Origin of the sequence: Streptomyces sp. NPDC002994 (assembly GCF_040611155.1) — a bacterium.
Classification (GTDB): domain Bacteria; phylum Actinomycetota; class Actinomycetes; order Streptomycetales; family Streptomycetaceae; genus Streptomyces.
Map to the genome: position 1 here is coordinate 274,892 of NZ_JBEXNQ010000003.1, position 25,906 is coordinate 300,797.

At 69.7% G+C, this 25,906-nt stretch carries 21 protein-coding genes and 1 pseudogene; 16 read left to right on the forward strand and 6 right to left on the reverse strand.

Annotation, left to right across the window (positions count from 1 at the left end):
• Positions 1 to 4 precede the first annotated feature (4 nt).
• The 3 genes from ABZX79_RS05010 to dhaK are packed head-to-tail and all read right to left on the reverse strand — an operon-like array spanning position 5 to position 2,105.
• Complete coding sequence (locus tag ABZX79_RS05010) at positions 5 to 415, reverse strand: PTS fructose transporter subunit IIA (protein ID WP_355251716.1); 411 nt, start codon at positions 413 to 415, stop codon at positions 5 to 7.
• A complete protein-coding gene (gene dhaL / locus ABZX79_RS05015; protein ID WP_355251719.1) occupies positions 412 to 1,077 on the reverse strand; it encodes a dihydroxyacetone kinase subunit DhaL in 666 nt (221 codons plus the stop codon). The genes ABZX79_RS05010 and dhaL overlap by 4 nt, the downstream gene beginning before the upstream one ends.
• A 35-nt stretch (positions 1,078 to 1,112) precedes the next feature.
• A complete protein-coding gene (gene dhaK, locus ABZX79_RS05020) occupies positions 1,113 to 2,105 on the reverse strand; it encodes a dihydroxyacetone kinase subunit DhaK (protein WP_214981239.1) in 993 nt (330 codons plus the stop codon).
• A 628-nt stretch (positions 2,106 to 2,733) separates the two neighbouring features.
• Here dhaK and ABZX79_RS05025 point away from each other — a divergent pair.
• Entirely contained in the window at positions 2,734 to 3,819 is a 1,086-nt protein-coding gene (locus ABZX79_RS05025) for an S-(hydroxymethyl)mycothiol dehydrogenase (RefSeq protein WP_355251722.1), read from the forward strand.
• Positions 3,819 to 4,454 (forward strand): MBL fold metallo-hydrolase, encoded by a 636-nt coding sequence (locus ABZX79_RS05030; RefSeq protein WP_355252013.1) that lies wholly within the window; start codon positions 3,819 to 3,821, stop codon positions 4,452 to 4,454. Before ABZX79_RS05025 ends, ABZX79_RS05030 begins: the two co-directional genes overlap by 1 nt.
• Before the next feature lie 12 nt (positions 4,455 to 4,466).
• On the opposite strand, the pseudogene ABZX79_RS05035 reads toward ABZX79_RS05030, so the two are convergent.
• A pseudogene (locus ABZX79_RS05035) lies at positions 4,467 to 5,298 on the reverse strand (serine dehydratase beta chain); the annotation flags it as partial.
• A gap of 166 nt (positions 5,299 to 5,464) precedes the next feature.
• Here ABZX79_RS05035 and ABZX79_RS05040 point away from each other — a divergent pair.
• The 4 genes from ABZX79_RS05040 (at position 5,465) to ABZX79_RS05055 (ending at position 9,212) form a co-directional block, all read left to right on the forward strand.
• Positions 5,465 to 5,830 (forward strand): bifunctional 3-phenylpropionate/cinnamic acid dioxygenase ferredoxin subunit, encoded by a 366-nt coding sequence (locus tag ABZX79_RS05040; RefSeq protein ID WP_355251725.1) that lies wholly within the window; start codon positions 5,465 to 5,467, stop codon positions 5,828 to 5,830.
• Complete coding sequence (locus ABZX79_RS05045; protein WP_355251728.1) at positions 5,827 to 7,008, forward strand: FAD-dependent oxidoreductase; 1,182 nt, start codon at positions 5,827 to 5,829, stop codon at positions 7,006 to 7,008. The genes ABZX79_RS05040 and ABZX79_RS05045 overlap by 4 nt, the downstream gene beginning before the upstream one ends.
• 5 nt (positions 7,009 to 7,013) lie before the next feature.
• Complete coding sequence (folP, locus tag ABZX79_RS05050) at positions 7,014 to 7,916, forward strand: dihydropteroate synthase (protein WP_355251731.1); 903 nt, start codon at positions 7,014 to 7,016, stop codon at positions 7,914 to 7,916.
• 168 nt (positions 7,917 to 8,084) lie between these two features.
• Positions 8,085 to 9,212, forward strand: a complete 1,128-nt coding sequence (locus ABZX79_RS05055; RefSeq protein WP_355251734.1) for an aromatic ring-hydroxylating dioxygenase subunit alpha — start codon at positions 8,085 to 8,087, stop codon at positions 9,210 to 9,212.
• 18 nt (positions 9,213 to 9,230) lie between these two features.
• Here ABZX79_RS05055 and ABZX79_RS05060 read toward each other — a convergent pair whose 3' ends face one another.
• Positions 9,231 to 10,028 (reverse strand): IclR family transcriptional regulator, encoded by a 798-nt coding sequence (locus ABZX79_RS05060; protein ID WP_355251737.1) that lies wholly within the window; start codon positions 10,026 to 10,028, stop codon positions 9,231 to 9,233.
• Positions 10,029 to 10,180: 152 nt separating this feature from the next.
• Between ABZX79_RS05060 and betA the strand changes: the two genes are divergently transcribed.
• Together betA and ABZX79_RS05070 are read left to right on the forward strand one after the other, a co-directional pair.
• The gene (gene betA / locus ABZX79_RS05065) at positions 10,181 to 11,863 is read left to right on the forward strand and encodes a choline dehydrogenase (RefSeq protein ID WP_355251740.1); all 1,683 of its coding nucleotides are present in this window, start codon (positions 10,181 to 10,183) and stop codon (positions 11,861 to 11,863) included.
• Between the two features lie 14 nt (positions 11,864 to 11,877).
• On the forward strand, positions 11,878 to 12,735 hold the full coding sequence (locus tag ABZX79_RS05070) for a 5,10-methylenetetrahydrofolate reductase (protein WP_355251743.1): 858 nt from the start codon (positions 11,878 to 11,880) through the stop codon (positions 12,733 to 12,735).
• Between the two features lie 46 nt (positions 12,736 to 12,781).
• Here ABZX79_RS05070 and purU read toward each other — a convergent pair whose 3' ends face one another.
• Positions 12,782 to 13,654 (reverse strand): formyltetrahydrofolate deformylase, encoded by an 873-nt coding sequence (purU, locus tag ABZX79_RS05075; protein WP_355251746.1) that lies wholly within the window; start codon positions 13,652 to 13,654, stop codon positions 12,782 to 12,784.
• Between the two features lie 224 nt (positions 13,655 to 13,878).
• Here purU and ABZX79_RS05080 point away from each other — a divergent pair, with 224 nt between their 5' ends.
• The 8 genes from ABZX79_RS05080 to ABZX79_RS05115 all read left to right on the forward strand — a co-directional run bounded on the left by ABZX79_RS05080 (position 13,879) and on the right by ABZX79_RS05115 (position 25,900).
• The gene (locus tag ABZX79_RS05080; protein ID WP_355251749.1) at positions 13,879 to 15,348 is read left to right on the forward strand and encodes an aldehyde dehydrogenase family protein; all 1,470 of its coding nucleotides are present in this window, start codon (positions 13,879 to 13,881) and stop codon (positions 15,346 to 15,348) included.
• A gap of 51 nt (positions 15,349 to 15,399) precedes the next feature.
• Entirely contained in the window at positions 15,400 to 16,491 is a 1,092-nt protein-coding gene (locus ABZX79_RS05085; RefSeq protein ID WP_355251752.1) for a glycine betaine/L-proline ABC transporter ATP-binding protein, read from the forward strand.
• Positions 16,491 to 18,476, forward strand: a complete 1,986-nt coding sequence (locus ABZX79_RS05090; protein WP_355251755.1) for an ABC transporter permease subunit — start codon at positions 16,491 to 16,493, stop codon at positions 18,474 to 18,476. Before ABZX79_RS05085 ends, ABZX79_RS05090 begins: the two co-directional genes overlap by 1 nt.
• 70 nt (positions 18,477 to 18,546) lie before the next feature.
• A complete protein-coding gene (locus ABZX79_RS05095; protein WP_355251758.1) occupies positions 18,547 to 19,494 on the forward strand; it encodes an ABC transporter substrate-binding protein in 948 nt (315 codons plus the stop codon).
• A 220-nt stretch (positions 19,495 to 19,714) separates the two neighbouring features.
• On the forward strand, positions 19,715 to 22,153 hold the full coding sequence (locus ABZX79_RS05100; protein ID WP_355251761.1) for an FAD-dependent oxidoreductase: 2,439 nt from the start codon (positions 19,715 to 19,717) through the stop codon (positions 22,151 to 22,153).
• 323 nt (positions 22,154 to 22,476) lie between these two features.
• Entirely contained in the window at positions 22,477 to 23,370 is an 894-nt protein-coding gene (locus ABZX79_RS05105; RefSeq protein WP_355251764.1) for a bifunctional methylenetetrahydrofolate dehydrogenase/methenyltetrahydrofolate cyclohydrolase, read from the forward strand.
• Positions 23,367 to 24,671, forward strand: a complete 1,305-nt coding sequence (gene glyA, locus ABZX79_RS05110; protein WP_355251767.1) for a serine hydroxymethyltransferase — start codon at positions 23,367 to 23,369, stop codon at positions 24,669 to 24,671. The genes ABZX79_RS05105 and glyA overlap by 4 nt, the downstream gene beginning before the upstream one ends.
• Entirely contained in the window at positions 24,668 to 25,900 is a 1,233-nt protein-coding gene (locus tag ABZX79_RS05115) for a sarcosine oxidase subunit beta family protein (RefSeq protein ID WP_355251770.1), read from the forward strand. Before glyA ends, ABZX79_RS05115 begins: the two co-directional genes overlap by 4 nt.
• The last annotated feature ends 6 nt before the right edge of the window (positions 25,901 to 25,906 follow it).

Below are 25,906 nucleotides of genomic sequence, written 5' to 3' on the forward strand. Positions count from 1 at the left end.
CTCATCACACCTTGCGATAGTCGTATGCCTCTTTGGCCGCGGCTTCCACCGCGTCCAGGTCCCCGCCCGCCGACGCGGTGACAACCGCGGCCACCGCACCCTCGACGAAGGGCGCGTCCACCAGCCGTGCCCCGTCCGGCAGTTCGTCACCCTCGGCCAGCAGCGCCTTCACCGTGAGGACCGCACTGCCGAGGTCGACCAGGACGGCGACCCCCGCGCCCCCGTCGACCGACCTGGCGGCCTCCGAGATCAGTTCCGAACTGGTGCCGAGCCCACCGTCGGGCGTGCCGCCCGCGGCGGCCACCGGCGCGGTCTCCTTGCCGCCCGCGAGGCCCTTCGCCAGCTCGGCGACGGAGGCCGCGACCGACGCGCTGTGCGAGACGAGCACCACCCCGACGAGCTTCTCCCCGCTCACGCGCCCGCCTCCCCGGCGTCCCCTGTGTCGGCCGTGTCTGCCGCGTGCGCCGCGTCCGCCGTGTCCGCCGTGTCGGCGAGCGTACCGATGAGCAGGGCCGACGACGTCGCCCCGGGATCCTGGTGCCCGATGCTCCGTTCGCCCAGGTAGCTGGCCCTGCCCTTGCGCGCCTGCAGCGGTACGGTGGCGAGCGCCCCCTCGTCGGCCGCTGCCCGGGCCGCGCCGAACGACAGCGACTCGCCGAGCGCGCCGGCCGCCGGGATCAGCGCGTCCAGCATCGTCTTGTCCCCGGCCTTCGCCCCGCCCAGCTGCGCCACCGCGTCGACGCCCGCGCGCAGCGCCTCGGCGAGCTGCTCGGGCGTCACCTCGCCGTCGTCGCCGAGCGCCTTGCCTGTACGCCGCAACAGCGTCCCGTACAGCGGCCCGGACGCCCCGCCCACGGTCGAGATCAACTGCCGGCCCGCGAGCGCCAGTACGGCGCCGGGTGTGCCGGGCGGTTCCTTTTCCAGCGCGGCGGTGACGGCCGCGAAACCGCGTTGCAGGTTGCTGCCGTGGTCGGCGTCGCCGATGGCCGAGTCCAGCTCGGTGAGGCGGCCGGCCTCGCGGTCCACGGCCGCTGCCATGGCCGACATCCAGCGACGGAAGAATTCGGCGTCGAGCACAAGATCTCCTTCACACGGTCGTACGGATGTGAGTCTCAACGTCCCCAGCGGAGTGCGGGAGTCTCGACCGGCGCGTCCCACAGGCGCAGCAATTCCTCGTCCACCTGGCAGAGCGTCACCGAGCAGCCCGCCATGTCCAGCGAGGTGACGTAGTTACCGACGAGCGTACGGGCCACGGCGACCCCGCGCTCGGACAGCACGCGCTGCACCTCGGCGTTGAAGCCGTACAGCTCCAGCAGCGGGGTGGCGCCCATCCCGTTGACGAGTACGAGCACGGGACGCGTCGGCCGCAAGTCCTCCAGTACGGCGTCGACCGCGAAGTCCGCGATCTCGCCCGAGGTCATCATCGGCCGCCGCTCCCGCCCCGGCTCGCCGTGGATACCGATGCCCAACTCCAGCTCACCGGCGGGCAGATCGAAGGTCGGCGTACCCTTCGCGGGCGTGGTGACGGCGCTGAGTGCGACGCCGAAGCTCCGGGAGGACTCGTTGACCTGCCGCGCGACGGCCTCGACCCGCTCCAGTGGCGCGCCCTCCTCGGCGGCGGCGCCCGCGATCTTCTCGACGAAAAGCGTCGCACCCGTACCGCGTCGGCCGGCGGTGAAGAGACTGTCGGTCACGGCGACATCGTCATTGACGAGGACCTTGGCGACCTGGATGCCCTCGTCCTCGGCGAGCTCGGCGGCCATGTCGAAGTTGAGTACGTCGCCGGTGTAGTTCTTGACGACGAACAGAACCCCCTGCCCACTGTCGACTGCGGCAGCCGCCCGCACCATCTGGTCGGGAACGGGCGACGTGAACACCTCACCGGGACAGGCGGCGGACAACATTCCGGGCCCGACGAACCCACCGTGCAGCGGCTCGTGCCCGCTGCCCCCACCCGACACGAGCCCCACGTGGCCCGCTACGGGGGCGTCGGACCGTACGACGACACGGTTCTCGACATCGACCGTGAGCCGCGGGTGCGCAGCGGCCATCCCGCGCAACGCGTCCGCGACGACCGTCTCCGCCACGTTGATGAGCATCCTCATGCGTACCTCCTGGTGAGATGGGCAGCTGGGCCCAGGACCGGCGTCTCCGCAGGTCAGATTGGGTAAGGCTGGTTCTGATCTTGGCGCTTCACAGCGGCTTCAGGCGGGGTCTGGCGGGGCTGATGCTGACCTCATGCTGACTTTGGTGACTGGTCATCAGAAGCGGCTGGCGTCAGGGGGCGTTCTGGGATCGGCTGGCTGAGCCCAGTATCGGGGGAACGTCGATGAGGCGCACGTATTGCGATGGGGGCTGCTCGTTGCACCATGCAGGGTGACGCGGGTAGCCAGTCCGTCCGTGGTCACGTTGAGTGCGTGTGACGTGTCGGACGATGGAGGGCCGTCCCCGCGTCGAAGTCTCCGTGCTGGAACGACTGGCCCGGCGTGTCGCCGGCCTGGCCGCGGTACGGGCGCCCGCGTCGGCGAGCAGGTAGCCGAGACCGCGGGCGAACACTGACTCACCTCCGGGAGTCGCCGCCGCATCGAGGCAGGCCGACCGCGAGTACGGGGCGGACTTTGCGGACCCGGGGCTTGACTGCTACTCCCGCCCTCGTCGATGCTTTCGTTGCGGCAATTGAGGCGTGTGCCGCATTGTGCAACACCCTACGTTTGCTTCGGACGAGGAGCACCCATGACTCACCAGGTCCGCGCTGTCGTCGCCCGGGGGAAGGGCGCCCCCGTCTCCCTCGAGACCATCGTCGTACCCGACCCCGGCCCGGGCGAGGTGCTCGTGAAGGTCGAGGCCTGCGGTGTCTGTCACACGGATCTGCATTATCGCGAGGGCGGCATCAACGACGACTTCCCCTTCCTCCTCGGGCACGAGGCCGCGGGGCGCGTGGAGGCCGTCGGCGCGGGGGTCACCGAGGTGGCGCCCGACGACTTCGTCATCCTTAACTGGCGTGCCGTATGCGGCCAGTGCCGGGCCTGCCGCAAGGGCAAGCCGTGGTACTGCTTCTCGACGCACAACGCGACACAGTCCATGACATTGCTCGACGGCACACCACTCGCCCCCGCGCTCGGCATCGGCGCCTTCGCGGAGAAGACGCTGGTCGCCGCGGGGCAGTGCACGAAGGTCGACCCCACGGCTCCCGCCGCCGCTGCGGGCCTGCTCGGCTGCGGGGTCATGGCGGGCTTCGGTGCGGCGGTGAATACCGGCGCCGTCGGACGCGGCGACTCCGTCGCGGTGATCGGGTGCGGCGGTGTCGGAATGGCCGCGGTGGCCGGAGCGAGGCTCGCGGGCGCGACCACGATCGTCGCGGTCGACGTCGACGAGCGGAAGCTGGAGCGGGCCAGGGACTTGGGGGCCACTCACACGGTCGACGGCACCAAGGCCGATGTCGTCGACGCGGTACGTGAGCTGACCGGAGGTTTCGGCGCGGACGTGGTGGTCGACGCCGTGGGCCGCCCCGAGACGTACAAGCAGGCGTTCTACGCCCGCGACCTGGCGGGCACGGTGGTGCTCGTCGGTGTTCCCACCCCCGAGATGAGCCTGGAGCTGCCGCTGCTGGACGTCTTCGGACGTGGCGGCTCGCTGAAGTCCAGTTGGTACGGCGACTGCCTCCCGTCGCGCGACTTTCCGGCGCTCGTCGACCTCTACCTGCAGGGGCGCTTCGACCTCGATGCCTTCGTCTCCGAGACCATCGGTCTCGGCGACGTGGAGAAGGCGTTCGAGAAGATGCACCGCGGCGATGTGCTCCGCTCGGTAGTGGTGCTGTGATGGCCGGCGATCTGCGCATCGAACGCCTCGTCACCAGGGGGACATTCAGCCTCGACGGCGGTACGTGGGATGTGGAGAACAACGTATGGCTTGTCGGTGACGACGACGAGGTCCTGGTGGTCGACGCCGCCCACGACGCCGGGGCGATCCTGGCCGCGGTCGGCGACCGCCGCCTCACCGCCGTCGTATGCACCCACGCGCACAACGACCATGTGAACGCGGCCGATGGCGTCGCGGACCGGACGGGTGCGCCCATCCTGCTCCACCCCGACGACCAGGTGCTCTGGAAGATGGTGCACCCGCACCGGCGGCCGGACCGCGCACTGGCGGACGGCGACCTGATCGAGGTGGCGGGCACCGGCCTGCGCGTTCTGCACACTCCCGGGCACGCTCCCGGGGCGGTGTGCCTGTACGCGCCCGACCTGGGCGCTCTCTTCAGCGGCGACACACTCTTCGCGGGAGGGCCCGGCGCGACCGGGCGGTCGTTCAGCGACTTCGACACGATCATCGCGTCGATCAGCGACAGGCTGCTCACGCTGCCGGGCGACACGGTCGTACACACAGGTCACGGCGAGACGACCAGCATCGCCGCGGAAGCGCCGCATCTGCAGGAGTGGATCGCCCGCGGCAGGTGACACGTCCGAGGCGAGGCTGTGCTCCATGCCGATCTCGGCGGCGTTCTCGACCTGTTCGGGGGTGCCACCGAGCGCTTCGGCCAGGCCGGCGGCCGCGAGATCGAGGCGTTCGCCTTGAACAGCGCCCCCACCGCACCGGCGGTGAGCAGGAAGCGGACCACTCCGTCCTCGTCGGCCCCGGGAACGAAGCGGGTGTAGTAGTGCATCACCGCCGGCACGATCCCTGCGGCGCCGTTGGTCGGCGCGGTGACGATGCGACCGCCCGAGGCGTTCTCCTCGTTCACGGCGAGATCGCGATGCAACTGCGGAGCACGGCGGCGCACCTTCAGCCTGCCGGGCAGGGTGGTCCCGGTCCGCGAACACCCCCGGTCCACGCACGCGCGAGTGAGCAGCTCCGACGCCGAGCCGAAGGGGTGGCGTACGGGGGTGGTGCCGGGCTCTGTCCGGTCCGCTCCGGTCGCCGTCCCGTCGACGACGAAGCCACCGCCCACTGAGTAGTACGTGCGTTCCGCGAGCTCGCGGCCCTCGGGATCCAGGGCGCGGAACCGCATCCCGTCGGGGTGAAACGGGAGCGTGCGGCGGCGGTGCGGCGTCAGGTGGCCGGGCTCACGGAAGTCCACCTCGTGACGGCCCAGCAGCCGCAGCCGTCCGGCCTGGCGGATCCGGCTCACCCGGTCGCACCAAGTGACCCGAACAGTTCGACGCGTACGGAGCCGGTGTGCTGGAGGAAGCGGTCATCGGCCAGCTTCATGACGAAGGTACGGGCCGCTTTCATTGGTCCCACCGTGTGTGAGCTCGACGGCCCGATGCCGACCGTGAACAGGTCGAAGACGCTGATCGCCACCGCAGGTTCCCTCCAGATTGGTTCTTTATTGCGCACAACGTTGCGCAGAATGGAACGCCGGACAAACCCTCCACTGCCCCGATCGATGCCTTGACAAGGTCTGGGGGCGCCCTCAGAATAATGTTGCGTCAATCGCAATCCGTTCCGCTATACGCACCGAGGTGTCATGATGATTCCCGTGTGCCGTCTCGCAGATCTGCCGCGAGGCGAGGCCTACCGGCTCGAAATCGACCCCCCCGTCGCGGTGTTCCACACCGAGGACGGCGAGGTCTTGGCCATCGACGACACCTGCACTCACCAGGACGCCTCGTTGTCCGACGGGTGGCTGGAAGGATGCGAGGTCGAGTGCCCGCTGCACGCTTCGAAGTTCGACCTGCGCACCGGCAGCGTCGACTCGCCGCCGGCCAGGCTCCCTGTGCGTACTCACCAAGTCCTCGTGGTGGACGGCATGGTCTACCTCCTGCCGTCCCAGGCCGCGCCGAACCTCCCGCCGTCCTGCGCCGTCGCACGCCTGACCGGAGGCATCGCATGAAGACTGTGGCCGTGGTCGGCGCGTCGCTGGCCGGACTGTCGGCCGCACGCTCACTGCGCAAGCAGGGCTACGACGGGCGCCTTGTCCTGATCGGCGACGAAACGCACCGCCCTTACGACAGGCCGCCGTTGTCGAAGGAGTTTCTCGCCGGCGAGATCGACGAAGCCGCCCTGGCGCTCGAGGCGGACGGCGAGGACCTCGACGCCGAGTGGGTGCTGGGCGCCAGAGCCGTCGCACTCGACCGCGGCGACCGCTCGGTCCGGCTCGCGAACGGCCGGTCGGTGGCGGCGGACGGATTCGTGATCGCCACCGGATCGGCCGCGCGGACCCTGCCGGGCACCGACGGCATGGCCGGCGTGCACGTGCTGCGTACGATCGAGGACGCCCGCGCTCTGCGGGAAGACCTGGCGCGCGGCGGCCGCCTCGTCGTCATCGGCGGTGGGTTCATCGGCGCCGAGGTCGCCTCCACCGCACGCGGTCTCGGTCTCGAGGTCACAGTCGTCGAGGCCGCCCCGACGCCGCTGGCCGGGCCGCTCGGGGCGGCCATGGGAGGCATCGTCTCCTCACTCCATGCGGACCAGGGCGTCCGGCTCGAGTGTGGTGTCGGTGTACGCGCGCTCAGCGGCGGCCGGCGGGTCCACGCGGTCCTGCTCGAGGACGGCCGCCGTCTCCCGGCCGACACCGTCGTCGTCGGAGTGGGCGCGCGGCCCTGTGTCGAGTGGCTGGAGGGCTCCGGCATCGTGCTCGAGAACGGTGTGAAGTGCGATTCCGCCGGCGGCACGAGCCTGTCTGGCGTCGTCGCGGTCGGTGACTGCGCGTCCTGGTACGACCCCGCGGTCGGGGCGCACCGCCGGATCGAGCACTGGACCGGTGCGCGGGAGCGGCCGGCGGCGGCCGTGACCGCCCTGCTCTCCGGTGGCACGGCCGCGCCCGAGCAGCCCAGGCCGCCCTATTTCTGGTCGGACCAGTACGGCATCCGCATCCAGTTCGCCGGACACGCCGCCGGGGCCGACAGTGTCACAGTCGAGGAAGGCGCGGTCGCGGAACGCAGCTTCCTCGCGGTCTATCGGCGCGCCGACCGTCCGGTGGCAGCGCTCGGTATGAACCAGACCCGGTTGTTCACGCGGTGGCGCCGGCAGCTGGTCACCGCCGCGGCCGGGACGGCCGGGCTCCCGTGAACACCATGACCTGCCCGCGTCCCGGGATCCCGGACCGCCATCCGGAAGCACTCCCGCGGCCGGGACGGCCGCTGGTCATGGGCATTGTGAACGTCACGCCGGACTCGTTCTCCGACGGCCGGCGGTGGTTCGACCCGGCGCGAGCCGTCGCGCACGGCCTCGCGCTGCTCGAAGAGGGAGCGGACCTGGTGGACGTGGGCGGCGAGTCGACCCGCCCCGGCGCGGTGCGCCCGCCGGCCGAGGAGGAGTTGCGGCGCGTCCTGCCGGTCGTCCGCGAACTCGCCGCGGCGGGCGCGGCTGTCAGCGTCGACACCATGCGGGCCGAAGTCGCGGCGCGCGCCCTCGACTTGGGTGCGCGCCTGGTGAACGACGTGTCGGGCGGCCTCGCGGATCCGGGCATGCTGCCGCTGATGGCACGGTCCGCCGTGCCGTACGTCATCATGCACTGGCGTGGACACGCCGCAGGCATGCAGGCGAAGGCCGGGTACGGCGACGTCGTCACCGACGTGGTCGGCGAGCTGCGGCTCAGGATCGAGGCCGCCTTGGAGGCGGGGGTTCCGCCGGGCTGCCTGATCGTCGATCCCGGCCTGGGCTTTGCCAAGAGCCCTGAGCACAACTGGGCACTGCTGGGCCGGCTGCGGGCCATCAGTGCGCTCGGCCATCCCGTCCTCGTGGGCGCCGCGCGCAAGTCGTTCCTGGGCCGCCTCCTTGCCCATCCGGCAACGGGCGAGGAACGTCCTGTGGGGATGCGGGACGCCGCCACCGCCGCCGTGTCCGTCCTCGCCTCGGCCCAGGGCGCCTGGTGCGTGCGGGTGCACGACGTCGCCTCGACACTCGACGCGGTACGGGTGACCGCCCGCTGGGGGACGGAATCAGCAGTCCCTGCCCAGCAGCCGGTACTGCTGTGAGGGCGCGGTGGCCGGTCGGACCATGCGGGCCGGGCTCGTGTCCTGCCGAAGTCTTGACACTGGAGCCCTACGCCCAGATTCTGTTGCGCAATTCTCCATGCGTTGCTTCCTGCACAACGCGTCCGGCCTGATCTCCAGCGGCGCGTGACGACCCGATCGGAGTGCACTGTGACAATGACCAGTCTGCCGGAGAGCCTGATCGCCACCCTTCCCGGCGACTGCTACACGGACCCGGACATCTTCCGCCTGGAGCAGGAGCACATCTTCGAGTCGATGTGGTTCTGCGTGGCGCGTTCCTCCGAGCTGGCCAGGCCGGGAGCCTTCAAGACCGTGGAGGTGGGGCGCGAGAGCATCCTGGTGACCCGTTCGCGCGACCACTCGGTCCGCGCCTTCTTCAACGTGTGCCGGCACCGGGGCGCGAAGCTGTGCACGGAGGAGTCCGGGGAGGTCAAGCGGGCGTTCCAGTGCCCGTACCACGCGTGGACGTACGACTTTCAGGGCAAGCTCATAGCCGCGCCCAACCTCACCAAGATGCCGGACGTCGGCCGCACCGAGTACGGCCTGGTGAACGTGCACGTGCGCGAGTGGCTCGGCTACGTCTGGGTCTGCCTCGCGGACAACCCGCCCTCCTTCGAGGAGGACGTCATCGGGGACGTCGTCGCACGCCTCGGCGACGTGGCGGCGATCGACCAGTACAGCATCGCCGATCTCGAAGTCGGGAAGCGGATCGTCTACGACGTCAAGGCGAACTGGAAGCTGATCATCGAGAATTTCATGGAGTGCTACCACTGCGCCACGATCCACCCCGAACTCACTGAGGTACTGCCCGAGTTCGCGGACGGATACGCGGCGCAGTACTTCGTCGGCCACGGCGCCGAATTCGGTGCGGACGTCAAGGGGTTCACGGTCGACGGCTCCGAGGGCCTGGACCGCATTCCCACGGTCTCCGCGGACCGCCAGTACTTCGCGATCACCGTCCGGCCGCAGGTCTTCATCAACCTCGTCCCGGACCATGTGATCTTCCACCGGATGTACCCCGTCGCGGCCGACCGCACGATCGTCGAGTGCGACTGGCTGTACCTCAAAGATGTGGTGGACAGCGGCAAGGATGTCAGCCACTCCGTCGAGCTCTTCGACCGCGTCAACAGGCAGGACTTCGACGCCTGCGAGCGCTGCCAGCCGGCGATGAGCTCCCGCCTGTACGCCAAGGGCGGCGTACTCGTACCCAGTGAGCATCACATCGGCGCGTTCCACGACTGGATCCACGCCCGCCTGGGCACGCGGCAGCCGCAGTAGTCCCCCAAGCGCGTCGGCTCAGCCCAGATAGCCGAGGCGGTGGCTGATCTCCTGCGCGCCCTCGAGCAGCACGGGTGCCACCTTGTGCATGCGCTCCACGGTGAACCGGTACGCCGGTCCCGAGGCGCTGACGGCGGCGACGACGTCGCCGTCTCTGCCGTAGACCGGAGCGGCCATGGCGTGGAGGCCGAGTTCGAACTCCTCCACGCTGATGGCGTACCCGCGCTCCCGTGCCTCGTCGAGGTTCTTCTCCAGGCGGGCCTTGGCAGTCAGGGTGTGCGGCGTCAGCTTCTCCAGGCCGGCTTCCTTGAGAAGCGCGGTACGGCGCTTCGCGGGAAGCTCGGCCAGCAGGAGCTTGCCGCTGGAGGTCGCGTGCAGTGGCGTCAACTGCCCGACCCAGTTGTGGGCGGTCACCGCTCCGGGACCGCGCACCTGGCAGAGGTTGATCGCGTAGTGCGACTCCAGGACGGCGATGTTGACGGTCTCCTCGAGCTCTGCGGCGAGGCGCTCGCAGATCGGGCGGCCCTGCTCGGCGATGTCGATGCGACCGGTGACCGCGCCGGCCAGGCGCACGATACCGAAGCCGAGGCGGTACTTGCCGCGCTCACTCGCCTGCTCGACCAGTCCGCGCGCTTCCAGGGCGCCCAGCAGGCGGAATGCGGTGGACTTGTGAACGTCGATCTCAGCGGCCACTTCGCTGACCCCCGCCTCACCGCGCTGGGCGAGGATCTCCAGAACGCTGACGGCGCGATCGACGGACTGTACGCCGCCTGCCGACGGACCTGCGGTTTCCGTTCCAGTGCTGTAGTTGCTCATAACGAAACTATACGTGCAGTAAACAACATGGCGTCGACTGCGCAGGCTGGAGCGCACTCCCCAAAAGTTGCGCTGCTCGCAACCTAGTGCGTATAGCGATACTCGTAATAGCATGCCTGGCGTATCGACGGCACGACCGAGACGAGGCAGCAATGGCGCCCAAGCAGTACGACTTCGTCATCGTCGGCGGCGGATCGGCCGGCAGCGCGCTGGCCAATCGGCTCTCCGCGGATCCGGGCAACCGCGTTCTGGTACTGGAGGCCGGCCGGACCGACTATCGGTGGGACGCCTTCATCCACATGCCGGCAGCGCTGCCGTTCCCCATCGGCAGCCGCTTCTACGACTGGAAGTACGAGTCCGAGCCGGAGCCGCACATGGGCGGGCGGCGCATTTACCACGCCCGCGGCAAGGTACTGGGCGGCTCCAGCAGCATCAACGGGATGATCTTCCAGCGCGGTAACCCCATGGACTACGAGCGCTGGGCGGCCGACCCCGGCATGGAGACCTGGGACTACGCGCACTGCCTGCCGTACTTCAACCGGATGGAGAACTGCCTCGCATCCGATCCCGAGGACGAGTTCCGCGGCCGCTCGGGACCGCTCGTACTCGAACGCGGCCCGGCCTCCAGTCCGCTGTTCCCCGCCTTTCTGGAGGCGGCGGAGCAGGCGGGATACCCGCGCACCGACGATGTCAACGGCTACCGGCAGGAGGGCTTCGCCGCCTTCGACCGCAACGTCCACCGCGGGCGGCGGCTGTCCGCCGCGCGGGCCTATCTGCACCCGGTCATGAAGCGGCCCAACCTGACGGTGAGGACCCGGGCGCTGGTCACCCGCGTCCTGTTCGAGGGGAAGCGCGCCGTCGGTGTGGAGTACCGCCGCGGCCGCGGCGCGCCGCAGGAGGTGCGCGCCCGCGAGGTCATCCTGTGCGGCGGCGCGATCAACTCTCCGCAACTGCTCCAGCTGTCGGGCGTCGGCAATGCCGGGGAGCTGCGGGCGCTGGACATCGACGTCGTACACGACCTGCCGGGCGTCGGGGAGAACCTGCAGGACCACTTGGAGGTGTACGTCCAGTACGCCTGCAAGCAGCCGGTCTCCATGCAGCCGTACCTGAAGTGGCGGCATCGCCCGTGGATCGGGCTCCAGTGGCTGCTGCGCAAGGGCCCCGGGGCGACCAACCACTTCGAGGCCGGCGGGTTCGCACGGAGCAACGAGGACGTCGAGTACCCCAACCTGATGTTCCACTTCCTGCCGATCGCGGTGCGCTACGACGGTTCCGCGCCCGCCGGCGATCACGGGTATCAGGTGCATGTCGGCCCGATGTACTCCGACGCCGTCGGCTCGGTGAAGATCAAGAGCAAGGACCCGCGCGAACATCCGGCCCTGCGGTTCAACTACCTGTCCACCGAGCAGGACCGCCGCGAGTGGGTCGAGGCGGTCCGTACCGCGCGCCAGATCCTCGGCCAGCCCGCCATGGACCCGTTCAACGCGGGCGAGACCTCGCCGGGCCCGGACGTCCGGACCGACGAGGAGATTCTCGACTGGGTGGCCAGGGAGGGGGAGACCGCGCTGCATCCGTCGTGCACCTGCAAGATGGGCACCGACGAGATGTCGGTCGTCGACCCGGCGTCCATGCGGGTGCACGGGCTGGAGGGGCTGCGCGTCGTGGACGCGTCGGTGATGCCGTACGTCACCAACGGCAACATCTACGCGCCGGTGATGATGGTCGCGGAGAAGGCCGCCGACCTCATCCTGGGCAACGACGCGCTGCCGCCGTCGAAGGCGGAGTTCTACCGGCACAGCCACACCGGGCAGGGGCAGCGCCCCGGGCCCGCCTGACAGGGCGGGTCGCGTTGACGCGGCATACGCCTACCCCTCGCGCGGGGGGCCTTCCAGAGCTCCTGCGCAGGGTCCGTTACGAGGTCCTGCCGGCGAAGGCCACCGAGGACAAGGTCCTGGAGTGGGTACCCACCCACGTGCCGGTCACGGTCACCGCGTCGCCCGCCAAGGGCCTGGCCCCGACCCTGGACCTCGCGACCCGACTGGCGGCGCACGGCTACCGCGTCGTCCCGCATGTGCCCGCCCGGCTGCTGGTCGACGACGTACATCTGAAGGAGGTCGTCGACCGGCTGCTGGCGGCCGGTATCGACGACGTGTTCGTTCCGGCCGGGGACGCGGATCTCCCGGCCGGTGCTTATGACGCGGCCCTGCCCGTCCTGCGGCGGCTGAGCGAGCTGGGCAGCCCCTTCGCGGACGTCGGGATCACCGGCTATCCCGAGAGCCATCCGATCGTCGACGACGACGTCACCGTCCAGGCGATGTGGGACAAGCACCCGTACGCGACGTACATCGTCAGCAACCTGTGCTTCGATCCGCACGTGCTGGGCGCGTGGCTGGGCAGGGTGCGTCGCCGGCACATCACGCTGAGGGTGCACGTGGGCGTGGCCGGGCCCGTTGAACGGGCGAAGCTGCTGTCGATGGCGACGAAGATCGGTGTGGGGGAGTCGGCGAGGTTCCTCACCCGGCACCCCGCGTGGTTCCTGCGCTTCGCGGCGCCGGGCGGCTACTCACCGGACCGGCTGCTGCGCCGGAGCGCCGGCGCGCTCACCGCACCCGCCGCGTCCGTAGCGGGTCTGCACCTGTTCACCTTCAACCAGATCGCCGAGACAGAGCGCTGGCGTCGCCAGATGCTCGAACGCGTTGGAACGTAGCCGAATCAGGGGGCGCGCCTTGGGCAGGGGCGCCCCCACGGCGGGGTCAGCGGAAGACGACGGTGCGATTGCCGTGGACCATGACCCGGCTCTCGCTGTGCCACTTCATGGCGCGGGCGAGGACCTGTGCCTCGACGTCCCGGCCGACGGCGACCAGTTCGTCGGGGTCGCGCGAGTGGTCCACGCGTACGACGTCCTGCTCGATGATCTGGCCCTCGTCCAACTCCGAGGTGACGTAGTGCGCTGTGGCCCCGACGAGCTTCACTCCGCGCTCGTGCGCCTGGACGTACGGCCGTGCGCCCTTGAAGCTCGGCAGGAAGGAGTGGTGGATGTTGATGGCCCGGCCTTCGAGCTGTTTGCACAGGTCGTCGGAGAGGATCTGCATGTAGCGCGCGAGCACCACCAGGTCGACCTGGAGCTCGTCCACCAGCTCCAGCAGCCGCGCCTCCGCCCCGCCTTTTGTCTCACGGGTCACCGGAATGTGGTGGAACGGGATCCCGTAACTCTGCGCCAGCGGCTCGAAATCGCGGTGGTTCGAGACGATGGCCGGGATCTCGATGTTGAGCGCCCCGCTGCGCCGGCGGAAGAGCAGGTCGTTCAGGCAATGGCCGAACTTCGACACCATGATCAGCGTGCGGGTCGGAGTCGACGCGTCATGCAGCTGCCAGGAGATCCGGTACGCCTCGGCCACCGGGCCGAAGCCGCAGCGCAGCTCCTCCAGTCCGGCGCCGGCCACCGGGACAGTGAAGTGCACCCGCATGAAGAACCGGTCCTGCAACCGGTCGTCGAACTGCTGGCTCTCCAGGATGTTGCCACAGTGCCCGACGAGGAAGCCGCTCACGGCGTGGACCAGACCGGCTTGGTCGGGACACGAGAGGGCGAGGACGAACTCGCGGCCGGATTGCGGTCGAGGTGACATATGAATCCTCCGTTGATGCGTATTGCACAACAGGGTGAGTGATACGCAACATGGTCATGTCCGGTTCCCGTGCGGTCAAGTGCCGGTGCGCAACTCTCGCGCGTGGCTGAATCCGCCCGTCCGAAACCTTGACGTACGTCATCACGTACCCGATTGTGTTCCCCATCGAGGAAGTCGATGCGTTATACGCAACGATGCTTTCCCCACCCTGAAGGGCTCCCCGCGTGGCAGACCTGTATATCGACGGCAAGTGGCGCGAAGCGGTGGCAGGCGGCCACCGGGACATCCACTGCCCCGCAGACGGCACTTTCGTACGGGCCGTGTCCGAGGGGACGCGAGACGATGCCGAGGCCGCGATCGCCGCCGCGCGGCTCGCCTTCGACGAAGGGCCATGGCCGCGGACCCCGGAGCGGGAGCGCGGCGCGCTGCTGCTGCGGGCCGCCGACGTCATCGAGCGGGACGGGCCGGATTTCGCCCGCGCCGAGTCGCTCGACACCGGCAAACGCCTGGTGGAGAGCGAGTACGACATCGCCGACATCGTGGCGTGCTTCCGGTACTTCGGCGGGATCGCGGGCACCAGTGCCGGCCGCGTCGTCGACACCGGCCGCGAGGACGCCATCAGCCGGGTGGTGTACGAGCCGGTCGGTGTGTGCGGACTGATCACCCCGTGGAACTACCCACTGCTGCAAGCCTCGTGGAAGGTCGCGCCCGCCCTGCTGGCCGGCAACACGGTGATCCTCAAGCCCAGCGAGCTCACCCCCTCCACATCAATCCTGCTCATGCGCGCACTGGAGGAGGCCGGTCTGCCGCCCGGCGCGGCGAACCTCGTCCTGGGATCAGGCCCCGAGGCGGGTGCGCCGCTCGCGGATCACCCCGGCGTCGACCTCGTCTCGTTCACCGGCGGTCTCGAAACCGGCAAGCGGATCATGGCAGCGGCCTCGGCGACGGTGAAGAAAGTCGCCCTGGAACTGGGCGGCAAGAACCCCAACGTGGTGTTCGCGGACGCGGACTTCGAGGCGGCGGTGGACTTCGCTCTCACGGCCGTCTTCGTCCACTCCGGTCAAGTCTGCTCGGCCGGCGCCCGCCTGATCGTCGAGGACTCGTTGCACGACGCCTTCGTGGACGAGGTGGTGCGGCGCACCGAACTGATCCGGCTGGGCGGCCCGTTCGACCCCGAAGCTGAAACCGGGCCGCTGGTCTCCGCACACCACCGTACGAAGGTCGAGGCGTACGTGGCGGCGGGCCTGGCGGAGGGTGCGGTGCTGCGCTGCGGAGGCCGTCGGCCCGACGACGTCACGCTCGCCGGCGGCTTCTACTACCTGCCGACCGTGCTCGACGAGTGCCACCAGGACATGCGCGTCGTACACGAGGAGTCGTTCGGCCCGGTGCTCACCGTCGAGCGGTTCTCGGGCGAGGACGATGCCGTGCGGATCGCCAACGACACGCAATACGGGCTCGCCGGGGCGGTGTGGACCCAGGACGCGGGCAAGGCCCAGCGGGTCGCCCGGCGGCTGCGGCACGGCACCGTATGGATCAACGACTACCACCCCTACGTCCCACAGGCGGAGTGGGGCGGCTTTGGTCACTCGGGGGTCGGCCGGGAGCTCGGGCCGACCGGTCTGGAGGAGTACCGCGAACCCAAGCACATCTGGCAGAACATCCAACCCCGGCCGCAGCACTGGTTCCGCGGCTGAGTGGATGTCACCGGCGTCGAGCGCGGCCGTACCATCCGAAGAGAGGTCGAAGTGACCGCAACAGAGACTGAACTCCCGCCGCGGCGGGACATGTCCGAGGACCGGGCTCCGGTCATCTCCGTGCGCGGGCTGTGGAAGGTCTTCGGGCCGAAGGCCGCACAGGCCGCGCAGGTGCCGGGCTCACCGGAGCTGTGCGGGCTCTCCCGCCGCGAGCTGATGGAGCGGACCGGCTGTACCGCTGCCGTCCGGGACGTGAGCTTCGACGTGTCGCCCGGTGAGGTCTTCGTCGTCATGGGCCTTTCCGGTTCGGGCAAGTCGACGTTGGTGCGATGCCTGACCCGGCTGATCGAGCCGACCTCCGGCGAGCTGGTCTTCGAGGGCGAGGACATCCGCGCCGCCGACGACAAGAGGCTCCGGGAGCTGCGTCGCCGCAAGTTCTCGATGGTCTTCCAGCACTTCGGGCTGCTGCCCCACCGCCGTGTCCTGGACAACGTTTCGTACGGACTGGAGATCCGGGGGATGGGCCGGACCGAGCGTAACCGGCGCGCCAAGGAGGTCGTGGAGCTGGTCGGCCTCGCCGGATACGAGCACTCCTACCCCGACCAGCTGTCCGGCGGAATGCAGCAGCGGGTCGGGCTCGCGCGGGCCCTCGCGGGCGAGCCCGACGTCCTCTTCTTCGACGAGCCGTTCTCCGCGCTCGACCCGCTGATCCGCCGTGACATGCAGAACGAGGTCGTCCGGCTGCACCACGAGCTCGGCAAGACGATGGTCTTCATCACCCACGACCTGTCGGAGGCGCTCAAGCTCGGTGACCGCATCCTCATCATGCGCGACGGCCGCATGGTGCAGTGCGGCACGGGCGACGAGCTGGTGGGCGCGCCCGCCGACGACTACGTACGGGACTTCGTCGCGGACGTGCCGCGCTCGGAGGTCCTGACACTGCGTTGGATCATGCGACCCGCGCGGCCGGACGACGCCCTGGACGGGCCCGAGTTGGCCCCGGACACGGTGGTCCGTGATGCGATACGCACGGTGCTCAGCGCGGTCGGGCCGGTGAAGGTGGTCGACGACGGGCGGCTGCTGGGCGTCGTCGGAGACGAGGAGATCCTCTCGGTCGTCGCCGGAACGCGGGACGGTGCGTGATGGCTGTCCTCGCCGAGGCGGCCGCGCGGCCCGCACGCGTACGCGTCAGCCGCAAGCTCGTCGTGGCCGCGATCATCGCCGGCTGGCTCGCACTGTGGCTGATTCTGCGCGGCAGCCACACGCTTCCCCTCGGCACGGCCGACCTGACGCCGCTGCACCGCCGGTTCAACGAGCTGAACGACGCCATCGGCGCCGGCCGCAACACCAACCCGCTCTTCCTCTACTTCTTCAACGAAATCCGGCTGGTCGTCGACAACCTGGTCACCTTCATCCAGGCGCTGATCTCCCAGCCGTCGTACGGCCGCCCGGTGCCCGTGGTCGGCTGGCTGGGTGTGGTCGCCGTCGTGGGCTATGTCTCGTGGGCGTTCGGCAATGTGCGGGTAGCGGCGCTGGCCGTCGCGGGGTTCGTCTTCTTCGGCCTGCAGGGGCTGTGGCAAGAGAGCATGGACACCCTCGCGCTCACCGTGGCGGCGGTGCTCGTGGCCCTACTCATCGGCATTCCGCTCGGGGTGTGGGCGGGGCTGTCGGACCGGGTGAACCGGCTGGTCACGCCGGTGCTCGATTTCATGCAGACGATGCCGACGTTCGTGTATCTGGCGCCGCTGACGCTGTTCTTCCTCATCGGCCCGGCGTCCGCCACGATCGCCACCCTGATCTTCGCGACCCCTCCGGCGGTACGCATCACCGCACACGCCATCCGCGCGGTGCCCGGAACCACGGTCGAGGCGGCCGAGTCACTGGGCTCTACCCGCAGGCAGACGCTCACCAAGGTGCTGCTGCCGATGTCGAAGCGCACGATCGTGCTGGGCGTGAACCAGACGATCATGGCGGCGCTTTCCATGGTCACGATCGCCGCGCTGATCGACGCACCCGGCCTGGGCAAGACCGTAGTCAAGGCACTCCAGACGCTCGACGTCGGCGTGGCGTTCAATGCCGGTCTCGCCATCGTCGTCATGGCCATTGTGCTCGACCGGGTGACGACCGCCGCGAGCGTACGGGTCGAGAACGCCAGGCGGGCGGGCGGCCGGTCCGCCGCATGGCGCCGGCCGCTGCTGCTCGCGGGCGGCGTACTCACCGCCTGCTGCGTATGGATGTCCTACACCTATGTGTGGGCGGCGCAATTCCCCGGCGGCATCGCGGTGGGCAGCGTGATCGCCCGTACGGCGGACTCCGCGACCCAGTGGTCGCAGAGCAGCCTGTCGGGAGTGACGAACGGGGTGCGCGATGTGCTCACCACGCTGCTGCTCAACCCCTTCGAGGAGCTGCTGACCGGCTCCCCGTGGTGGCTGGTCGCCGCAGTCCTCGTCGCTCTCGGCGCTGTTCTGGGAGGGTGGCGCGCCGGCGTCACGGCGGCGGTGTGCACGGCGCTGATCGTCGCGACCGGCCTGTGGCAGGACAGCATGACGACACTGGCCTCGACCCTGGTGGCCACGGCGATCGTGCTGGCCCTCGGCGTGGCGGTGGGCGTCTGGATGGGGCGCAGCGCCATGGCCGACCGGCTGATCCGGCCCGCCCTCGACGCGGCGCAGACCATGCCGACGTTCGTCTACCTGGTGCCTTTTCTGGCGCTGTTCGGCGCGAGCCGGTTCACCGCGATCGTCGCCGCGATCGTCTACGCGGCCCCCGTGACGATAAAGATCACCGCGGACGGGATACGGGCGGTCCCGCCGACCACAGTGGAGGCGGCGACGGCGGCCGGTTCGAGCACCTGGCAGATCATCACCAAGGTCCAACTCCCGATGTCCCGCGCCGCCCTGACCCTCGCCACCAACCAGGGCCTCATCTACGTCCTCTCGATGGTCGTGGTCGGTGGCCTGGTCGGGGCGGGAGCCCTCGGCTACGACGTCGTAGCCGGCTTCTCGCAGGGCCAGTTGTACGGCAAGGGCCTGGCGGCGGGACTGGCCATCGTGCTGCTGGGCGTCATGTTCGACCGGATCACTCAAGCGGCGGCGCACCGGGCCGCCAGGGCGCCCAGTGGGCGCTGAGGCAGAAGGAGCAGGACACGTGACAGGCGAGATCATTACAGGGCATTCGTCAGCGCGGCGGCGCGCCGGCATGGCTTCTCTGGCGGCGCTGGCGCTCGCACTGAGCGGCTGCGGCGGAGCCAAGATCGGCGAGTCGGGCGCCGGCGCGGCGGGCGCGGGCGGCGGGAAATGCGGTGTGTTCAACCTCGCCGTCAACCCCTGGGTGGGCTATGAGGCGAACGCCGCTGTCATCGCGTACGTCGCCGAGAAGGACCTCGGGTGCGCGGTGACGAAGAAGGACCTCAAGGAAGAGGTCGCCTGGCAGGGCTTCGGCACCGGCGAGGTGGACGCGGTCGTCGAGAACTGGGGCCACCCGGACCTCAAGAAGAAGTACATCGACCAGCAGAAGACGGCCGTCATGGCCGGCGAGACGGGCAACAAGGGCGCCATCGGCTGGTACGTGCCGCCGTGGCTGGCGAAGAAGTACCCGGACATCACGGACTGGAAGAACCTGAACAAGTACGCGGCCATGTTCAAGACGTCCGAGTCCGGCGGCAAGGGCCAGCTGCTGGACGGCGACCCGTCGTTCGTCACCAACGACGGTGCTCTCGTCAAGAACCTGAAGCTTGATTACAAGGTGGTGTACGGCGGCAGCGAGACCGCGCTCATCCAGGCCTTCCGTCAGGCCGAGGAACGCAAGACACCGGTCATCGGGTACTTCTACGAACCGCAGTGGCTCTTCTCGGAGATCAAACTCGTCAAGGTGAATCTGCCGCCGTACAAGGAGGGCTGCGACGCCGACACGGAGAAGATCGCCTGCGACTATCCGAGTTACGCCCTCGACAAGATCGTCAGCAAGAAATTCGCCGACTCCGGCAGTCCCGCCTACACACTCGTGAAGAACTTCAGCTGGACGAACGAGGACCAGAACCTCGTGGCGAAGTACATCGCGCAGGACAAAATGTCGCCCGACGCCGCCGCGGCGAAGTGGGTCGAGGACAACCGCGACAAGGTCGACGCCTGGCTCGGGAAGGGCTGAGCCACCAGAGCAGGAATTCAGGCGCGGTGCCCGGCGGGCTGTCCAACAGGCCGTCGGGCACCGCGTTTTCGTGCGCCGGTGCATGGGCTCTTTCGCTACTGAATTCACCCCCGAATCCACCTCTTGACACCACCCTTGGGGACCGGCAGTGTGAGTTGCGCAACCTGAAGCACGTTGCGCTGACAGCAACTGGACTGCTTCTTCAACTGGAGGTGCGGCGATGGCGGGACCGCGTGTGGTCATCATCGGGGCGGGTGTCGTGGGAGCGGCGCTGGCAGACGAACTGTCCTCCGCAGGCTGGACCGATGTGACGGTCGTCGACCAGGGCCCGCTTCCCGCCACCGGCGGGTCGTCGTCCCACGCCCCGGGACTGGTGTTCCAGACCAATCCCTCGAAGACCATGACGGAGATGGCCCGCTACACCGTCGAGAGGCTCTCCTCCCTCGACGTCGACGGGCAGCCCTGCTTCCTGCAGACCGGAGGCCTCGAGGTCGCCACGACACCGCAGCGGCTCGAAGAACTCCGGCGTCGGCACGGCTGGATCACGGCCTGGGGCATCGAGGCCCGGCTGCTCGGAGCGGACGAGTGCGTCGAGCTGCACCCGCTGGTGGACCGGGGACGCGTGCTCGGCGGCCTGCTGGTCCCCACCGACGGTCTGGCCAAAGCGGTGCTCGCCGTCGAGGCACAGATCCGGCTGGCCACGGCTCGCGGCGTACGCTTCCTGGCTCGCCACGAGGTCTTGGACATCCGTACGGAGGACGAGCGCGTCGCAGCCGTCGTCACCGACCAGGGCGAGATCCCCGCGGACATCGTCGTATGCTGCGCCGGCATCTGGGGCCCCAAGGTCGCCCGCATGGTGGGCATGAACCTGCCCCTCACACCGCTGGCACACCAACTCGCGTGGACCGGCCCGGTGCCCGCACTGGCCGGCCAGACGGCCGAGGCTGTCCGCCCGATCCTGCGGCACCAGGACGCGGACCTGTACTACCGCGACCGCTTCGACCGGCTCGGCATCGGGTACTACGGCCACCGCCCCATGCCGGTATCGGCGGACGACATCGCCGACGTGGACTCCGCCGAGCAGATGCCGTCAGTCCTGCGGTTCACCGAGGACGACTTTGCCGAGGCATGGGCCGAGACCCAGACACTCCTGCCCGCCACAAGGGAAGCGAAGATCGAAGAGGGCATCAACGGTCTCTTCTCCTTCACCACCGACGGGATGCCGTTGCTGGGCGAGTCACCGGAGGTGAAGGGCTTCTGGGTCGCCGAGGCGGTATGGGTCACCCATTCCGCCGGGGTGGGCCGCGCCATGGCGGAATGGCTCGTCGACGGCTACTGCTCCTCCTTCGACCTGCACGAGTGCGACGTCAACCGCTTCGAGCCGCACCAGCTCGCCCCCGAGTACGTCACGGCGCGCGACTGCCAGAACTTCGCCGAGGTCTACGACATCCTCCACCCGCTCCAGCCGACCGGAGCTCCACGACCGCTGCGCACCAGCCCCTTCCACGTACGCGAACAAGAGCAGGGTGCCTTCTTCCTGGAGGCGTCCGGCTGGGAACGCCCCCAGTGGTACGCCGCCAACGAGCCCCTCCTGACCACCCGGAACATCCCGACGCCCAACGACTGGGCCGCCCGCTACTGGTCCCCGATCGTCGGCGCCGAGGCGCAGGCCACCCGCGAGAGCGTCGCGATGTACGACATGACGGCCCTCAAGCGCCTGGAGGTCACCGGTCGCGGAGCCGCGGCGTTCCTCCAGTACCTGACCACCGCGAACGTCGACAAGTCCGTCGGCTCCCTGACCTACACCCTGCTGCTGGACGAGGACGGCGGCATCCGCAGCGACGTAACGGTCGCGCGCCTCGGCCGACACCACTTCCAGGTCGGCGCCAACAGCAATCTGGACCTCGACTGGTTCCACCGTCACCTGCCCGACGACGGTTCCGTCGTGGTCCGCGACATCACCGCGGGCACCTGCTGCGTCGGCCTGTGGGGGCCGAAGGCGCGCGAGGTACTCCAGCCGCTCGCCGACCAGGACTTCTCCAACACCGGCCTGAAGTACTTCCGCGCCAAACGCGCGCACATCGGCTCCGTCCCCGTCACCGCGATGCGCCTGAGTTACGTCGGCGAGCTCGGCTGGGAGCTGTACACCACCGCTGACATGGGCCTGAAGCTGTGGGACACCCTCTGGGAGGCGGCCCGGCCCCACGGCGGCATCGCGGCCGGCCGGGGCGCCTTCAACAGCCTGCGCCTGGAGAAGGGCTACCGGTCCTTCGGCACCGACATGACGTACGAACACGACCCGTACGAGGCGGGTGTCGGCTTCGCCGTGAAGATGGACAAGGGCGACTTCATCGGCCGCACCGCACTGGAGCGACGCGCGGCGCAGGTCCGCCGCCGCCTCACCTGCCTGACCATCGACGACCCCCGCGCCGTGGTCATGGGCAAGGAGCCCGTGTACGACGGCGAGACATGCGTCGGGTACGTCACCAGCGCGGCCTACGGCTACACGATCGGCAAGGGCATCGCCTACGCCTGGCTGCCCGCGGAGCTGTCCACCCCGGGCCGCTCCTTGCACATCGGCTACTTCGACCAGCGAGTTCCCGCGCAGGTTGCCGCGGAGCCCCTGTTCGACCCATCGATGTCGCGCCTGCGCGGCTAGGAAGGCCGGGTTTGTTCTCCTCAAACGCCGGAGGGGCTGATTCCACCCCGTCCGGAGTGTTGCGGGGCTGCCCTGCTCGGGCCTCGCGGATCACGGTGCCGGGAGGGGACGCGTCGGGGCGCTCCCCGCAGGGCGTCGAACGCAACCCGCCCCCAACAAAACCCAGTACCTCGGTGTTCGGCGCCCGAGGAGACGCCCCGGCGCGGCACCGACCCCAACGCCCCCGCCCCGGACCCCCGCACCCGGGGGGCCGGCCCCCACACGGCGGAGCCGCAAAACCGCCGGAGCCGCACCCACACCCGCACCGTAAGGAGAGGAGCACCGTGAGCGCACAGGTCCTCGACGGACGCCGCACCGCGGCCGCCGTCCGCACCGAACTCACCGCCCGGGTCGCGGCCCTGGCCGAACAAGGCATCAGGCCCGGTCTCGGCACCGTCCTCGTCGGCGACGACCCCGGCAGCCGCGCCTACGTGGCGGGCAAGCACCGCGACTGCGCCGAGGCCGGTATCACCTCGATCCGGCGCGACCTCCCCGCCGACGCCACCCAGCAGCAGGTGGAACGCGTCGTCGACGAGCTCAACGCCGACCCCGCCTGCACCGGCTACATCGTCCAACTGCCCCTGCCTCGCGGGCTCGATGCCAACGCCGTGCTTGAGCGTATGGACCCGGCGAAGGACGCCGACGGCCTGCACCCCGCCAACCTCGGGCGGCTGGTGCTCGGCGTCGACGCTCCGCTGCCCTGCACCCCACGCGGCATCGTCGAACTGCTGCGCCGCCACGACGTCCCGCTGGCCGGCGCCCGGGTCTGCGTAGTCGGCCGCGGGATCACCGTCGGCCGCCCGATCGGCCTGCTGCTCACCCGTAAGTCGGAGAACGCGACGGTGACGCTGTGCCACACGGGCACGAAGGGCCTCTCGTGGCACGTCCGGGAAGCGGACATCGTCGTCGCGGCGGCCGGCTCACCAGGGCTCATCACCCGCGAAATGGTCCGGCCCGGCGCAGCCGTGCTCGACGTCGGCATCACCCGCACCGACCAAGGGCTCCTCGGCGACATACACCCGGACGTCACCGACGTCGCGGGATGGCTCGCGCCCATGCCCGGCGGCGTGGGCCCGATGACCCGGGCGATGCTGCTGGCCAATGTCGTCGAGACGGCCGAGCGCGCCGCCGCTTCCGCCGGTACGTCCACGACCCCACGATCGAGGCAGGTCGCATGAACGCCCAGCAGCTCCAAGCCGCAGCCGCCCTCCTCGACGCGCCACTCGCCGAACTGGACCCCGAAGTCCACGCGGCGGTACGGGCGGAACTCGCCCGCCAGCAGTCCACGCTGGAGATGATCGCGTCGGAGAACTTCGCCCCGGCCGCGGTGATGGAGGCGCAGGGCTCGGTCCTCACCAACAAGTACGCCGAGGGCTACCCGGGACGCCGCTACTACGGCGGATGCGAACACGTCGATGTGACCGAGCGGCTGGCGATCGATCGGGTCAAGGCGCTGTTCGGGGCCGGGTTCGCGAATGTCCAGCCGCACTCCGGTGCGCAGGCCAACACCGCCGTGTTCTTCGCTCTGCTGCAACCCGGCGACACGATCCTCGGCCTCGACCTCGCGCACGGCGGGCACCTGACGCACGGCATGCGCCTCAACTACTCGGGCCGGATGCTGAACGTCGTTCCGTACCACGTCAGTGAGACCGACGGTCTGGTCGACATGGACGAGGTGGAGCGGCTGGCCAAGGAGCACCGGCCCAAGATGATCATCGCGGGCTGGTCGGCGTACCCGCGGCAGCTGGACTTCGCCGCGTTCCGCCGGATCGCGGACGAGGTCGGCGCGTATCTCATGGTCGACATGGCCCACTTCGCCGGTCTCGTAGCGGCAGGTCTGCACCCGACCCCGGTCCCGCACGCCCACGTCGTAACAACGACAACGCACAAGACGCTCGGCGGTCCGCGCGGCGGCGTCATCCTCACCGATGACGCCGACCTCGCCAAGAAGATCAACTCGGCGGTGTTCCCCGGCATGCAGGGCGGCCCGCTCGAACACGTCATCGCCGCAAAAGCCGTGGCCTTCAAGCTGGCGGCGGCGCCGGAGTTCCGGGAACGGCAGCAGCGCACACTCCGGGGCGCGCGGATCCTCGCCCGGCGGCTGCTCGCGGACGACGCGGCGGAGGCGGGCGTGCGGGTGCTGACCGGAAGCACTGAGGTCCACCTGGTCCTGGTCGATCTGCGGAGAAGCGAGCTGGACGGCAAGCAGGCCGAAGACCTGCTCCACCGCATCGGCATCACGGTCAACCGCAACGCCATCCCGAACGACCCCCGCCCGCCCATGGTCACCTCGGGCCTGCGCATCGGCACACCCGCGCTGGCGACCCGGGGTTTCGCAGACGAGGACTTCGCCGAGGTCGCCGACGTCATCGCGCTCGCCCTGCAACCCGCCCCCGACATCCCCGCGCTCCGCGCCCGTACCGAGGCACTTGCTGCCAAGCACCCGCTCTACCCGCACCTGTCAGGAGACGCGCGATGAGCCCCCGCACCCCTGGTGCCGACCTCCCCGAGCACCCCGACTGGCTGTGGCGCACGCCCGAGCCCAAGCCTTCGTACGACGTCGTGATCGTCGGCGGCGGCGGACACGGCCTCGCCACGGCCCACTACCTGGCCAAGAACCACGGCATCACCAACGTCGCCGTACTCGAAAAGGGCTGGCTCGCGGGCGGCAACATGGCCCGCAACACCACCATCATCCGGTCCAACTACCTGTGGGACGAGAGCGCCGGCATCTACGAACACGCGCTCAAACTCTGGGAAGGCCTGGAGGACGACCTCGACTACCCGATCCTCTTCTCCCAGCGCGGCGTGCTGAACCTCGCCCACAGCCTCCAGGACGTACGCGACAGCGTGCGCCGGGTGGAGGCCAACCGGCTCAACGGTGTGGACGCCGAGTGGCTCGACCCCCAGCAGGTCAAGGAGGCCTGCCCGATCGTCAACATCTCCCAAGACGTCCGCTACCCGGTCATGGGGGCGACGTACCAGCCGCGTGCCGGCATCGCCAAGCACGACCATGTCGCCTGGGGCCTGGCCCGCGCCGCCGACGCCGCCGGCATCGACCTCATCCAGAACTGCGAGGTCACCGGCATCGACATACAGAACGGCCGAGTGACCGGAGTCCGCACCTCGCTCGGCCCGATCGCCGCGGGCAAGGTGGCCCTGTGCGCCGCCGGCCACACGTCCGTACTCACCGCGATGGCCGGATTCGACGTACCCGTCCAGAGTCACCCACTCCAGGCCCTGGTCTCCGAGCTGCTCGAACCGGTGCACCCCACCGTCGTCATGTCGAACGCGGTGCACGTGTACGTCAGCCAGGCACACAAGGGCGAACTCGTCATGGGCGCCGGCATCGACGCGTACAACTCCTACACCCAGCGTGGCGCTTTCCACATCATCGAACGCCAGATGGCCGCCGCACTGGAACTGTTCCCGGTCTTCGCCCGCGCCCACGTCCTGCGCACCTGGGGCGGAATCGTGGACGTCAGCCCCGACGCCTCGCCGATCGTCGGACTCACCCCCGTGGACCAGCTCTACCTCAACTGCGGCTGGGGCACCGGCGGCTTCAAGGCCACACCCGGAGTCGGCTGGGCCTTCGCGCACACCATCGCCCACGACCGGCCCCACCCGCTCAACGCCCCCTTCACGCTCGAACGCTTCACCACCGGCGCGCTCGTCGACGAGCACGGCGCGGCCGCGGTGGCCCACTGAGGAGCC